Here is a 13,506-nt window from a genome sequence, read left to right on the forward strand (position 1 = left end):
TCGGGTTCGCACTCACCCCGGCAGGATCGGTATGGCTTTCACACCGGCGAGCCCGGCGACTTCGCGCCAGTATCGGTCACCGGCGGGGTCGTTGTTGTTCAGTTGAAATACCGCTCGCGAATCCGCCACGTACGCGGTGCTGGTGGACGCGTCCACAGCAAGCACCGGAGGTGTCAGGTTCCGGCTCGGCAGCGCATCGAGCCGCGAGCCGTCCGTGTTCACCTGGACAACGGGCACGTCGGTGGCGATACGCACCACGACCACAGCATCGCCGGTGCTCCAGTCGAGCGCGAGAGCGTCGCTCCCGAGACCGTTCGCCACGGCGCGCGGCGACACCAGTGAATAGGTTCCGTTCGCTTGGCGCACCACGGTGGCGACGTAGACCAGACCGTCGACGATCATTGCCGCGCGTACGCCGTCGCGGGAAAGCCGTAGATCGGTGATCCGCGCGCCGAGCGCTAGGACGGCCCCCGCATCGACCGGTTGGACCGAAACCTGGCCGTTGGTGGGGTCGCGCGCGGCTCGGATGACGTTGGTGCCGTCGATGACCGCCCAGGCGGCGTTGTCGTCGACTCCCCACGTCGGGCGGGTGATCGACTGGCCCTCGGCGACGGGGAACGCACCGCCGTCGTATCCGCCGATCATCAGCGTCGACGCCGGTTGCGGTGCCGGGCGTCCGGTGTCGGCCACGCCCGCGACGAGGGTGCCGTCGGTGGAGAGCGCCGCATACTGCAGATTCTCGACGGTGCCGAAATAGCCCGGCACCGGTGTGGTGTCGTTCTCGCCCACAGACACCAGTTTTCCACTCACCAATGCGTGCAAACCCACATCAGCGGCGGGTTCGGCGTTCGGGTCGAACGACGCGACGTCGGCCGTCGTCCAGCCGTTCGGCATGTCATCGGCCAGCGGCTGGCCGTCGGCGAGCAACACGTACGGCCCCGCCACGCTCGCTGAGGCGAGGGTCCACACCACCTGCGCCGCCAGCAGTTCACGATTCTGCGTGCCCATCGACTGCAGACCGTCGAAGTCGATACGCACTCCCCCGCCACCGACACCGACCTGATTGGTCCCACCTTCGGTGTCCGTGATCGGCCCGCGAATCCCTACATCGGAACCCAGTTCGTTCGATACCGCCGGCGCAAGCGTCGGCCTGGGTCCGTCGATCAACAACTGGACGAGTTGGTTGGCCATCTGGTTCGTTCCGCCGCTGACCCATCGAACATCCGGCACAAGCGCGGCACCGAGCGGGTCGACGAAGAACAGTGATTGACGCGCAAAGGCATTGAAGAACTGCGACCGATCCATGACCACGCCCGGCGGTAACTCGTTGATGCGCCATTCGCCGTCGACACGGACCATGGTGATCGCCGAGTCGACCGTGCCCGCGCCCGGCTGATAGACGCCGCCGGGTGCCAACAGTCCCACGATGTTCGACCGCAGGGTGAACTGGGCCTCGTCGTCCGTGCGCGGCCCGGTGAGCAGATCGACTCGGTCCGCAATGACCGTCTTGGCGCCGTCGTCCCAGGAGTTCGATGCAGATTCGGTGAGAAACTGCCTGGCGGCCTGATGTCTGTTGGCGCTGCTGGCACTCGCCGTGACGAAATCCCGCACCAACAGGTCCGGCTCACGTCCAGGCGCCGGTGGCGGTGGCGTCGTCGACTCGGCGCCGCCGCTGAACGAGCCGATAGCCTGTGGGCTAGAGGACTCGGGAAGGCTCGCACAACCGGATACCACCAGCATCACGACCGCGGCGATCAGGAGCAACGATGTTCGCGCGGGTGTCCGGTTCATGTCCATCCCTCCGGATCATCGGCAGTCCCCGCCGACACACCGAGCGCGCCGTTCGTACTCGGGGTGTCGAATTCGATCTGGGTGGATGCGGCGGGCAGCGGTTGCCCCTGCGCGTACCGTCGCGTGCTGGGTTTGAGCGGCAGCGGGCTACCGATCACTTTGTGCCCTCTGACCAGCGGTAGAGTCAGACGGAAGCACGCACCCTCGCCCATTGCACCCCACGCCTCGAGCTTACCGTCGTGAAGTCTCGCGTCCTCGACGCTGATTGCCAGTCCCAGGCCGGTCCCGCCCGATCTGCGCACACGCGACGGGTCGGAACGCCAGAAACGATTGAAGACGAGTTTTTCTTCTCCGGGACGCAGCCCTATGCCCTGGTCTCGAACCACGAACGCCGCCGCATCACTGTTCGCCCGAAGACGGATCAGCACGGGTTTGCCTTCGCCGTGGTCCAGCGCGTTGGCCAGCAGATTGCGCAGTATTCGCTCCACCCGGCGAGGGTCCACCTCGGCGATGACCGGGTCGTCGGGAAGATCGACGATCACTTCGGTTCCGGTCTCGCGGGCGAGATGGCGAACGGTGGACACCGCGGCGCGGGCGCACATTCTCAGATCGAGCTGTTCTGCGGCCAATTCTGCGACGCCGGCGTCGTGTCGGCTGATCTCGAGGAGGTCGCCAAGCAGGGTCTCGAACCGGTCCAGTTCGTTCACCAACAACTCGGAGGAACGTCGCAGAGCTGGGTCGAGGTCCGCGCTCCCGTCGTGGATCAGGTCGGCGGCCATGCGAACGGTCGTCAACGGCGTCCGCAGTTCATGGCTGACGTCGGAGGTGAAGCGACGCTGCAGACTGCCGAACTCTTCGAGTTGCGTGATCTGTTTCGACAGGCTCTCGGCCATCTCGTTGAATGACATCGCCAACCTGGCCATATCGTCCTCACCGCGCACCGGCATGCGTTCCTTCAGCCGTCCGTCCGCAAATCGGACGGCGATACGCGAGGCCGAGCGGATCGGGAGCACGACCTGCCTCGCCACGAGCATCGAAATGGCGGCAAGCAAGACGAGAAGAACCGCTGCGCCGATGAACAGAGTCCCGCGGACGAGCGAGAGAGTTCGCTCTTCGCTCCCGAGCGGAAATACAAGGTACAGCTCCAGGTCCGCGATGTCGGAGGCCGTCGGTGTGCCGAATATGATGGCCGGTCCGGAGTAGCCACCCTGCTCGGAGTCGAAGACCGTCGCGTACTGCCAGCTGATCAGGTTACTTTGCACGAAGTTGCGAAGGCTCTGCGGTATCTGTGCGGCCGGGCCGACGGACGAGTCCGCGCGCACGCTGTCGCCTTCGACGATGAGTACTGGCTCGAAGGTGCCGGCCGAGCCCGCTGTCGGGCCGGCGTCGCTGTCCCGGTTGGACAGTTGGGCGCGCGCCCGTTCCAACCTCGCGTTGAGCCCGTCGGAATCCTCCGCGCCTGCCAGTGCACCCTCGACCGTGGTGCGTGAGCGCTCGAGTTCTTCGGTCGCGGCACTGATCTTGGCCTCGAGCAGACGGTCGGTGATCTGACCGGTGAGAACAGCGCCGAGAATGACGATGACGACCAGGGACAACGTCAGCGTCGAGACCACCACGCGAAGCTGAAGCGACCGTCTCCACGCGTGACCTGCCGACGTTCCGATCGATCGAAACCACCGCAAGAGCGGCGTGAACGTACCGTTGATCTTTCGCCGCGAACGAGTGAACCAGATCACGGCGGTCCGGCCTTGTAACCGACCCCCCTCACCGTCAGCACCACCTCGGGATTCTCCGGATCCTTCTCGACCTTGGCGCGCAGCCGCTGGACGTGCACGTTCACGAGCCGGGTGTCGGCGGCGTGGCGGTATCCCCAGACTTGTTCGAGCAGGACCTCACGTGTGAACACCTGCCTGGGCTTACGAGCAAGGGCGACCAACAGGTCGAACTCCAGCGGGGTGAGCGAGACCAGCTCGTCGCCACGACTGACCTTGTGGGCTGGAACGTCGATGACGATATCGGCGATGGACAGCAGCTCGGCCGGCTCGTCCTCCGTGCGGCGCAGGCGTGCGCGGACCCGCGCCACCAACTCCTTCGGCTTGAACGGCTTCATGATGTAGTCGTCGGCGCCGGACTCGAGACCGAGCACCACATCGACGGTGTCGGTCTTGGCCGTCAGCATCACGATCGGCACCCCGGAATCGGCGCGCAGCACGCGGCACACGTCGATTCCGTTCATACCGGGAAGCATCAGATCCAGCAGGACCAGGTCAGGCCTGTTCTCACGGACCGCGGCAAGTGCTTGGGTGCCGTCGCCGACCACAAAGGGCTCGAACCCCTCCCCGCGCAAGACGATGGTGAGCATTTCGGCGAGAGCCGAATCGTCGTCGACAACAAGAATCCGAGGCTTCATGGTCTTATGTTGTCACTTTCTCGCTGAGGGGTGGCTGATTGGACACGTCGGCGGCGAGTCGATCGGGATCGACGTCAGGACCCACCACGCGCCAGGGCGAGACCCAGCTCGCCGCAGCCAGTCGCCCGTAGACCTCGGCGGTGCGATTCTGCAGCGAACCATCACGCTCGTAGGCGTCGCGCGCACGTGTGGAATCTTCGATCTCACGCATCGCAGCACGTTCGGCCGCAAGCTCGATCGGTACGTCGAGCAGTATCTGCACGTCCGGCACAGGAACGCCGAACCGCTCGAATTCGAGCGTCTCGACCCACCCGACGGCCTCGCCGTCCTCGCTCTGGTGCAGCCGCGCTGCGGTGTAGGCCGCATTCGAAGCGACGTAGCGGTCCAGCAGAACAATGTCGTTGTCAGACAACAGTTTTCGAAGTTCGGACGCGGCATCGCGGCGATCCAAGGCGAACATCATCGCCATCGCGTGCACGCTCTGTGCCAAATCACCATGCTCACCGCGAAGTGCTTCGGCCGCGAGATCTGCGTGAATCGAGCGTTCGTACCGCGGAAACCCGATGCGGACGACATCGAGGCCGTCGCGTTCCCACGCCGAAACGAGTCGACGGGCGAGCGTGTTCTTGCCCGCGCCGTCGACTCCTTCGATCACGATCAACTTGCCCATGTGGTGTGCGCGTCGATCAGTAACGGTAGTGCTCGGGCTTGTACGGGCCCTCCACGTCCACACCGATGTACTCGGCCTGTTCCTTGGTGAGCTTGGTGATGGTGCCGCCCAACGCTTCGACGTGGATACGCGCCACCTTCTCGTCCAGATGCTTGGGCAGGCGGTAGACCTCGTTGTCGTACTCGTCCGGCTTGGTCCACAGCTCGATCTGCGCGATGACCTGGTTGGAGAAGCTGTTGCTCATCACGAACGACGGGTGCCCGGTCGCGTTGCCGAGGTTGAGCAGACGGCCCTCCGACAACACGATGATCGAGTGCCCGTCGGGGAACTGGAATTCGTCGACCTGCGGCTTGATGTTGATTCGGACGACGTCCTTGGCCTTCTCCAGGCCGGCCATGTCGATCTCGTTGTCGAAGTGACCGATGTTGCCGAGGATTGCCTGATGCTTCATCCGCTTCATGTGCTCGAACGTGATGATGCCGAGGTTGCCGGTCGAGGTGATCACGATGTCGGCCTTTTCGATGAACTCCTCGACGGTGCGAACGTCGTACCCGTCCATGAGCGCCTGCAGCGCGTTGATCGGGTCGGCCTCGGTGACCGTCACGCGAGCACCCTGCCCCTTGAGCGCTTCGGCACTGCCCTTGCCGACGTCCCCGTATCCACAGACGAGCACGGCCTTGCCGCCGATGAGCACGTCGGTGCCGCGATTGATGCCGTCGATCAGCGAGTGGCGGGTGCCGTACTTGTTATCGAACTTGCTCTTGGTGACCGAGTCGTTGACATTGATCGCCGGGAAGGTGAGTTCACCCGCCGCAGCGAATTGGTACAGACGCAGAACACCGGTGGTGGTCTCCTCCGTCACACCCTTGACCGAGGCAGCGATGTCCGTCCACTTGGTCTTCGAAGCCTCGAGCGAGCGCCGCAGGAGTCCAAGAAAGACCTTGTACTCGTCGGAGTCCTGGTCGTCGTCGGTGGGCGGCACGACGCCGGCCTTCTCGAACTGCGCACCACGCAACACCAGCATCGTGGCATCGCCACCGTCATCGAGAATCATGTTGGCAGCCTGCGGAGTTCCATCAACTGCGGCCGGCCAGGTGAGCATCTGCTCGGCGGCCCACCAGTACTCTTCGAGCGATTCGCCCTTCCACGCGAATACCGGCACACCCTTGGGCTCATCCGGTGTGCCGTGTGGACCGACGACCACAGCCGCCGCGGCGTGATCCTGCGTGGAGAAAATGTTGCACGATGCCCACCGCACCTCGGCGCCGAGCGCAACGAGGGTTTCGATGAGCACTGCAGTCTGAACGGTCATGTGCAGCGACCCCGATACGCGTGCGCCCTTCAGTGGCAGCACCTCCGCGTATTCGCGACGAAGCGCGATCAGTCCGGGCATCTCGTGCTCGGCGAGGCGAATCTCCTTGCGGCCGAATTCGGCGAGCGACAGATCTGCGACCTTGAAGTCGATTCCACCGCGACGCTCCGCAGCGAGTGCCGATCCTGTGGCCGAACGATCGTCCGGCGTTACTGAGGTCGTCATCTTCCCTCTCCTGTATTTACATCGAAAATCCTGCACAAGGCTATCGGGTCGACGCAGGCAAAGCTCGCACTACCTGTCCGCGCCCTGCATACGCCGACGCGTACTTGTCCTCGATCGCGGCCCGCTTGCGCGGCAAGATGTTGGCACGAGTGACATCTCCGCCGTAGTGCGCAACGACCTTGGAGTCCATGAGGCGTCGCCACAACGGCGGAACGGCGGCGAGAAGAACCATCGTGGCGTACCCGGCAGGCAGTTGCGGAGCTTCGTCGCAACTACGCAGCGTTTGGTAGCGCTTACCTGGATTCGCGTGATGATCGCTGTGCCGCTGCAAGTGATAGAGGAATATGTTGGTGCACAATCGGTCGCTGTTCCAGCTGTGTCGTGGTGAGCACCGCACATAGCGGCCGCGGTTGTTCTTCTCCCGCAGCAACCCATAGTGCTCCACGTAGTTGACCGCCTCGAGCAGCAGAAACCCCACCACGGCCTGCACCGCGAGGTACGGAAGGATCGCCGGACCGAAGACGAGCGCGAGCGCTGCAAAGAGCGCGGAACTCATCAGCCAGGAATGCAGCAGATTGTTGCGGATGCTCCACCGATGGACCCCGCGCCGATCGAGGCGCTCGTGCTCGAGCTGCCACGCCGAACGTAGCCCGCCGACGACGCTGCGCGGAAGAAAGGACCAGAGGCTCTCCCCCAGCCGAGCGCTGGCGGGATCCGCGGGGGTGGCCACCCGCGCATGGTGTCCGCGATTGTGCTCGACGAAGAAGTGTCCGTAGAACGTCGGCGCCAGCGCCACTTTGGCCAACCAGCGTTCGTGCTCCTCGATCCGGTGGCCGAGCTCGTGTGCGGCGTTGATACCGGTACCCGCCACCAGACCGACCGTGACCGCCAGGCCAACCTTGTCGACGACGGTGAGCGTTCCGAACGCCCACATCCAGCAGGCGACCAGTAGGGCGATGAACTGAACCGGTAGGAAGAGGTAAGTACACCATCGATAGAAGCGGTCGTCCTGCATCTGTTCGAGGTCCGAGTCCGCCGGATTGTCTCCGTCTTCGCCGGCGAGGTAGTCGACCAGTGGAATGATCACGAAGAAGACCATGACACCGCTCCACCAGAAAATCGGCATGCCCGTCCAGAGCACCAGTTGCGAGGGCAACAGAGCCGACGCGGGAGCGAGTAATCCCAACAGCCAGAGTGGACGCTTTCCGGACCGTCTCTTAGCGGCGTGTTCGATACATGCCTCCTGCTCCTCGGCAGTGACTGCGTCCCCCGACACGCCGCCACCGGGATGTGCACCCCCGAAGTGGGGGCGACCGGCGCGCTACTTCCGCGAACGACTGGACAGAACGCAGAGTTTGTTACTACGACTTTATATCAACTTCTCGATAGTTGGCACCAGCACCCCCGACGACGTACTAGGAGTGTGGTCGCGTCGATCCAACGGTCGCGTCGAACACTTCTGCCTCACCCCAGCGGGCATGCACGGTGACAGCGGGATCGGAAGCCGACACCCACATCGCCGCCCCCTGCTCGAGAATCGACACGCTTGCACCGCTGGAAAGTTCGACCCTGCCGCTGGTACAAAGCACTATTCGAGGCCCCCTACGCACCAACTCGACCGATGAACCGTCCTTCAGAACGGACCGCGAGAGCGCGAATTCGGGTGCCGGTGTCTCGTAGAGCGGCGGGGCTTCGCCGAAATCGACAACCGGCTCGAGAACGTCGACATCGGCAGGCCGAAAGTCCAGGACTCGAAGCAACTCCGGCACGTCCACGTGCTTCGGCGTCAGTCCGCCGCGCAGGACGTTGTCGGAGTTGGCCATGATTTCCACACCGGTACCCGAGAGGTACGCATGGAGGTTTCCTGCGTTCAGATACAAACCCTGCCCAGGAGTCAGCGTGACTCGATTGAGCAGCAGCGCCGCCAACACCCCGGCGTCGCCCGGATACGACTCACCCAGTTCCAGCAATGTACGCGCCTCTGCGACGAATCGACCGCCGTCCTCGTGGGCGGTCGTAGACAGATAGCGAATACATCCCTCTGCCACCAGTGGCAACAGCGTGTCCAGCGCAGGCCCAGGCAGCGTGATCCAGGAGGTGAACACGGTCCGCAAGCCTGCGTCGTCGGGTTGGTCGGCGAGCAGCGATCGATAACCGGACAGTGCCTCGACGCCGAGCGAGTCGATGAAGTCGACAGTCGGCCCGGGTGACCGAAAGCCCGCCAGTGCATGGAACTCGGTCAGGGCAACTATCAGTTCCGGTTTGTGCGAGCGGTCGCGGTAGTTACGCACAGGTGAATCGATCGGAACGCGGGCGGCATCCTCACGCGCGAAGCCCTCTTGGGCTTGCGCCGAGCTCGGATGAGCCTGCAGTGACAGCGGCTCGCCGGCAGCAAGGAGCTTGAGCAGGAACGGCAGGCGGGAGCCGTACTGCTTCGCGATATCCGGGCCGAGCTCTCCGTCTGGATCGGCGTCGATCGCCCTGAGCAACGAACGTGTCCCCTCGTCCGATACGAGGTGCGCGGGATCGGCTGGGTGGGCGCCGAGCCAGATTTCTGCCTCGGGATGCTCCGACGGCACGGACCGACCCTGAAGCTGTGCGAGCGAAGTTCGAGATCCCCATGCGTACGACCTGACCGCACCGCGCAGCAGTTGCACTATTGACCGCCCATCAGATGAAGGTATGCGGCAGATAGTTCCAGCCGCGTCGCCAGAATCGCCATGGACTCGACGTCGTCGAGTCCGCTTGCCGCGGAGTCTCCCGGGTCGTGGGTGGGGCTCGTGACGTGGCCTGCATCCGACGTCGCTCGAGTCTGCGGGGGACTCGCAATCAACAAATCGACCTCGGGGAGCGCGGCAGTACGACGTTCGGCTTCGAAGGTACGCGCCGACGGGGCGAGTACGAGAACACGCACGCCTGCCTCCGGCCGAGGTCCATCGACCTGATCGTCGTGGAAGAACGGGTCGTAATCGGCCGGGCTTGCCGATCCCGTGTCCCTTACCGCAATCGCAGCCGCGACGACCTCGGATATCTCACCGGCCGCGGTCACTGCCCCGGCGGCACGGAGCATGATCTCACTGCTGTGTCGCGCGGTGTCGGTGGCAGCCGCACCGATACCGGTGAAAACGATACGTTTGCCCGCCATGCGGGTCGCGACCGATTTCGCCGGATTGCGAAACACCTCGCGCAGTGGGTGATTCTGCGCGGCTTCGTCGTCGAGCCGATCGGCCAAACGACCCAGATCGGGAAGCGCCGAACCGTACACGCCGTCGGCAACAGCGCCCAGCACACAGATCCCGGCCGCTACGTAGCGCATCAACATGTTGTGCTCGCGCACTGCGATTCGGGGGGGAAGAAAAAACGCGCGACCGGCGGCCGCCGACCTCAACGGCCCCTCATCGGGAGTGACGAGAATCGTCTCGGCGCCTCGCCGGACCGCTGCAGCTGTCGACTCGGCCAGTCTCGGATCCCCCGCGTCGTCACCGGCGACGACGACCACGTCCAACGGTCCGACCCAGGGAGGTGTGACCGAAGCGCGAACAAGGGGAACGCCGATCCGCGGCGCCACCGCAGCGACCAGGAACGATGACGCCCGGCTCGAACGACCGGCCCCCGAGACGAACACCACGCTGCGCGGCCGGAGGTCACGAAGCCGATCTCCGACGACGTCATCGAACGATGCCGCGCTCGCGCGGACTTGCGCGCCGGCAAGCGCAGCGCTGCGCAACGCACCATCGGAATCGGCGACGATGAGAGCATCGGCGTCGTCGAGATCGAGAACTGGCGACACAGTGGTCATGTCAGCGAGCCACCGTCCTTCCGTGCCGAGATCCTCCAGGTACGTAACATCCATCACGTGAGCCGTATACCCATCCTGGCGTCCACTATTCCAGGCGTGCTCGAACCACGCCCAATATCTCGGCGGTGAGGGCCTCGACCTCGCCCGCCGTGCGTGCCTCCACGTTGAGCCGAAGCAGGGGTTCGGTGTTGGACGCCCGTAGATTGAACCAGGCGCCGTCCCCCAGATCGACCGTCACTCCGTCGAGCCTGTCGATCGACACGGTGCGATCGGAGAACGCGTCGACCACCGATGCGGTGCGCGCAGCCGCGTCGTCGACGGTGGAGTTGATCTCACCCGACGCCGAGTACGTTTCGTAGGATTTCATCAGCTCGGACAACGGCCGATCCTGGGATCCCAACGCGGCGAGTACGTGCAGCGCGGCCAACATCCCCGAATCCGCGCCCCAGAAATCTCGGAAATAGTAGTGCGCTGAATGCTCACCACCGAAGATCGCGCCGGTATCGGCCATTTGCTGCTTGATGAACGAGTGGCCGACTCTCGTGCGCACCGGTGTTCCTCCCAGCCTTGCCACCAACTCCGGCACGGCACGCGAGGTGATCAGATTGTGAATCACCGTTGCACCGGGCTCTTTGGCAAGTTCACGTTCGGCGACGAGACCCGTCACTGCCGACGGCGATACAGGGTCACCGTTCTCGTCCACCACGAAGCAACGATCGGCATCACCATCGAAGGCAAGTCCGATGTCCGCGCCGGTCTCCCGCACGAACCGCTGCAGGTCCTTCAGATTCTCCGGGTCGAGCGGATTGGCCTCGTGATTGGGGAAAGTACCGTCGAGCTCGAAGTACAGCGGTTCCACCGTGACCGGCAGACCCTCGAAAACTGCGGGAACCGTGTGTCCACCCATTCCGTTGCCGGCGTCGACAGCAATCTTCACGCCGGACACCTGCGACAGGTCCACGAGGCTGCGAACGAACTCGGCGTATTCACCGAGCACGTCCCGCTCCGAGACCGAGCCCTTCGCGCCGTCGTGAACCGGCACTCCTGCCACGAGCTCAGCCTTGATGGTGGCCAAACCGGTGTCCTGGCCGACCGGCTTGGCCCCGGCACGACACAACTTGATGCCGTTGTATTTCGCCGGATTGTGGCTGGCCGTGAACATCGCACCCGGGCAATCGAGCAGGCCGGAGGCGAAGTAGAGCTGATCGGTGGACGCGAGCCCGATGTGTACGACATCGAGGCCCTGCGAGGTCACTCCGTCGGCGAAAGCACGCGAGAGGTCGGGCGAGGACGCTCTCATGTCGTGGCCAACCACGACCTGTGACGCAGCAGTACCGGAATCGCGTACCAAACGCGCGAAGGACGCTCCGACGTCACGGACGAACTCTGCATCGATCTGCTCACCCACCACCCCTCGTACGTCGTAGGCCTTGATGACGGCGTTGACGGATTCGGCAGTGCGTGCCACGAACGACTCCTCGGTTGGATGTGAATGAGACCTGACGCGGACGAACGGTTTTCGATGCAAAGACCGGTTGTGACATTCATCGTCCCCCGATAAGAATCTGTCACAGATAGTTGTGGTGGGCGCGACGACGATCACCTGATGTGACTGAAACGACGCCGGAACCGCTCAGGAAGGAGCGAAAGTACTGGACAAAGCTCCAATACGCCCCGATTGCGCTCTCAGGCAGCATGGCGATCTCAGGAAGTGGGGTCGGGCAGTACTCGCAAGTGACCACGACGGCCGGTTCGTGCCGACGATGCTGGTCGGCGGTCACCATCTCGCGCCGAAGGCTGGCGGTGCTCGCGCGGCACCACGGAAACCGAGTGATCTTCTCGTACTCGATCACCCCTGCCGGCTTCTCGAACCGCCTCGGCCAGAGCGGTCAGATCATCCTCGTCCGGCGAAGTCGTCGAGAACCCGCCTTCGTAGCGAACCAGTTCCCACCCTTTGGGCGCGGTGGTCGTGGATGCGTGCACTTCGCACAGATCCCACGAGTGCGGCTCGTCGACCGTGGCCAGCGGCCCCACGACGGCCGTCGAATCGGAGTAGACATACGTGAGCGTGGCGACGGCCGATCGGTTGCAGCCGGGCCTGCAGCATCCACGCAGTGATCTCACGCCCCAGAGACTATCCCCCCGGTCCGACAGCGAGCCGCTCGACACACCGCGAGCGGTCGGCGATAACCTCACGCCATGGCTCCGAGTGGTTCCCGACGCAGCACTACCTCCCGATCGGCCGCGCGGCGCGGACGCGATATCCGCGGTCCCGTACTTCCGAGCAGTGTGCCCGGTCACCGCTCGCGCGCGGACCGATTCGATCGCGCGGTCCTCGAAGCATTCGCACGAATCGACCATCGATGGCACGAGCGGCTCGAAAAACTGGACATAGCGGTCGACGAAGTTCCGAAGATCCGAGCCATCGACCCCGAGTCGGTGAACTGGCCACCTGAGGTCGTCGCGGAAGGACCTGTTCCCCTGTCACGACTCGTTCCGGCCGGGATCGACAAACGCGGTGAGACGACACGCGCTCGGATCGTGCTGTTCAGGCGACCACTACAACTGAGGGCGAAACACCGCGACGATCTGGAAGACCTTCTCTTCGAGGTTCTGGTGGAGCAGGTGGCGACATATCTGGGCGTCGACCCGGACGTGGTGGATCCTGCTATCGACGACGAGATGTAGGCGACACGCTCGGCAAAGACGAGGGGATCAGACGATTCCGCGCTTGAGGCGGCGCCTCTCGCGTTCGGACAATCCGCCCCAGATACCGAACCGCTCGTCGTTGGCCAACGCGTATTCGAGGCACTCGTCCTTCACATCACATCCGAGGCAGATTCGCTTGGCCTCGCGGGTCGAGCCACCCTTCTCGGGAAAAAAGGCTTCAGGGTCGGTCTGCGCGCACAGGGCGCGCTCCTGCCACTGATCCTCGATTTCCTCGAACATCTGATCGAAGCCGGGAATGGCCATCAGCGTGGGCCTTTCGGCTTCGCGCAGTACGACAGCCAAGTGCTCCCCGTCGTCGATATCACCGTCGACATCATCACTCACCTGGCCGACGCTCTCGTCGGGAACGAGGTCGAGTCCTCGACCTCCGACATATGCGGCCCCAGCATCGACCGGAACCGATGCATTCACGGGAGCCTCTTCGCCGACGCGCTGTGCTGCGCCTGCGTCGAAATCGGTCTGCGGCGCGTCGCTGACCGCGCTGAGGTGAGCAGGGGTTTCGCCCTGTCGTTCACGTATCACGTGCTGGTCGTACATCGCTTCCGCCTCCTCACCATTCGATAGCGCAG

At 64.1% G+C, this 13,506-nt stretch carries 12 protein-coding genes; 1 reads left to right on the forward strand and 11 read right to left on the reverse strand.

Annotated elements, in window-relative coordinates; translation table 11 throughout:
- Positions 1–12: 12 nt before the first annotated feature.
- The 10 genes from lpqB to J1M86_RS21350 form a co-directional block, all read right to left on the reverse strand.
- Positions 13–1,791, reverse strand: coding sequence for an MtrAB system accessory lipoprotein LpqB (gene lpqB / locus J1M86_RS21305; RefSeq protein ID WP_206511269.1), 1,779 nt, complete (start codon positions 1,789–1,791; stop codon positions 13–15).
- Entirely contained in the window at positions 1,788–3,527 is a 1,740-nt protein-coding gene (gene mtrB / locus J1M86_RS21310; RefSeq protein WP_206511270.1) for an MtrAB system histidine kinase MtrB, read from the reverse strand. The genes lpqB and mtrB overlap by 4 nt, the downstream gene beginning before the upstream one ends.
- Positions 3,524–4,201 carry an MtrAB system response regulator MtrA gene (gene mtrA, locus J1M86_RS21315; RefSeq protein ID WP_027496508.1) on the reverse strand — a complete coding sequence of 226 codons (678 nt, stop codon included), beginning with the start codon at positions 4,199–4,201 and terminating at the stop codon, positions 3,524–3,526. The genes mtrB and mtrA overlap by 4 nt, the downstream gene beginning before the upstream one ends.
- A gap of 4 nt (positions 4,202–4,205) precedes the next feature.
- Complete coding sequence (locus J1M86_RS21320; protein ID WP_075839795.1) at positions 4,206–4,871, reverse strand: dTMP kinase; 666 nt, start codon at positions 4,869–4,871, stop codon at positions 4,206–4,208.
- 16 nt (positions 4,872–4,887) lie between these two features.
- On the reverse strand, positions 4,888–6,408 hold the full coding sequence (gene ahcY, locus J1M86_RS21325; protein ID WP_206511271.1) for an adenosylhomocysteinase: 1,521 nt from the start codon (positions 6,406–6,408) through the stop codon (positions 4,888–4,890).
- A 40-nt stretch (positions 6,409–6,448) separates the two neighbouring features.
- Positions 6,449–7,684: an alkane 1-monooxygenase gene (locus tag J1M86_RS21330; protein WP_307786705.1), complete on the reverse strand. Its 1,236-nt coding sequence runs from the start codon at positions 7,682–7,684 to the stop codon at positions 6,449–6,451.
- 139 nt (positions 7,685–7,823) lie between these two features.
- Entirely contained in the window at positions 7,824–9,065 is a 1,242-nt protein-coding gene (manA, locus tag J1M86_RS21335; RefSeq protein WP_206511272.1) for a mannose-6-phosphate isomerase, class I, read from the reverse strand.
- Positions 9,065–10,207 carry a tobH protein gene (locus J1M86_RS21340; RefSeq protein WP_206511273.1) on the reverse strand — a complete coding sequence of 381 codons (1,143 nt, stop codon included), beginning with the start codon at positions 10,205–10,207 and terminating at the stop codon, positions 9,065–9,067. Before J1M86_RS21340 ends, manA begins: the two co-directional genes overlap by 1 nt.
- Positions 10,208–10,292: 85 nt before the next feature.
- Positions 10,293–11,675: a phosphomannomutase/phosphoglucomutase gene (locus J1M86_RS21345; RefSeq protein WP_206511274.1), complete on the reverse strand. Its 1,383-nt coding sequence runs from the start codon at positions 11,673–11,675 to the stop codon at positions 10,293–10,295.
- Positions 11,676–11,911: 236 nt separating this feature from the next.
- Entirely contained in the window at positions 11,912–12,331 is a 420-nt protein-coding gene (locus J1M86_RS21350) for a DUF3499 domain-containing protein (protein ID WP_187346777.1), read from the reverse strand.
- Between the two features lie 75 nt (positions 12,332–12,406).
- Between J1M86_RS21350 and J1M86_RS21355 the strand changes: the two genes are divergently transcribed.
- On the forward strand, positions 12,407–12,895 hold the full coding sequence (locus J1M86_RS21355) for a metallopeptidase family protein (RefSeq protein ID WP_075839793.1): 489 nt from the start codon (positions 12,407–12,409) through the stop codon (positions 12,893–12,895).
- Positions 12,896–12,922: 27 nt separating this feature from the next.
- On the opposite strand, the gene J1M86_RS21360 is transcribed toward J1M86_RS21355, so the two are convergent.
- Positions 12,923–13,180 (reverse strand): WhiB family transcriptional regulator, encoded by a 258-nt coding sequence (locus tag J1M86_RS21360; RefSeq protein ID WP_075839816.1) that lies wholly within the window; start codon positions 13,178–13,180, stop codon positions 12,923–12,925.
- Positions 13,181–13,506: the final 326 nt, after the last annotated feature.

Source organism: Rhodococcus sp. KRD197, from assembly GCF_017168235.1.
In the GTDB taxonomy this organism is placed as follows: Bacteria; Actinomycetota; Actinomycetes; order Mycobacteriales; family Mycobacteriaceae; genus Rhodococcoides.

Excerpts from the sequence above, each read along its gene's own strand:
- J1M86_RS21320 (WP_075839795.1), bottom strand. The coding sequence starts at position 4,871 with ATGGGCAAGTTGATCGTGATCGAAGGAGTCGACGGCGCGGGCAAGAAC.
- J1M86_RS21355 (WP_075839793.1), top strand. The coding sequence starts at position 12,407 with ATGGCTCCGAGTGGTTCCCGACGCAGCACTACCTCCCGATCGGCCGCG.
- mtrA (WP_027496508.1), bottom strand. The coding sequence starts at position 4,201 with ATGAAGCCTCGGATTCTTGTTGTCGACGACGATTCGGCTCTCGCCGAA.
- J1M86_RS21340 (WP_206511273.1), bottom strand. The coding sequence starts at position 10,207 with ATGACCACTGTGTCGCCAGTTCTCGATCTCGACGACGCCGATGCTCTC.
- ahcY (WP_206511271.1), bottom strand. The coding sequence starts at position 6,408 with ATGACGACCTCAGTAACGCCGGACGATCGTTCGGCCACAGGATCGGCA.
- J1M86_RS21360 (WP_075839816.1), bottom strand. The coding sequence starts at position 13,180 with ATGGCCATTCCCGGCTTCGATCAGATGTTCGAGGAAATCGAGGATCAG.
- lpqB (WP_206511269.1), bottom strand. The coding sequence starts at position 1,791 with ATGAACCGGACACCCGCGCGAACATCGTTGCTCCTGATCGCCGCGGTC.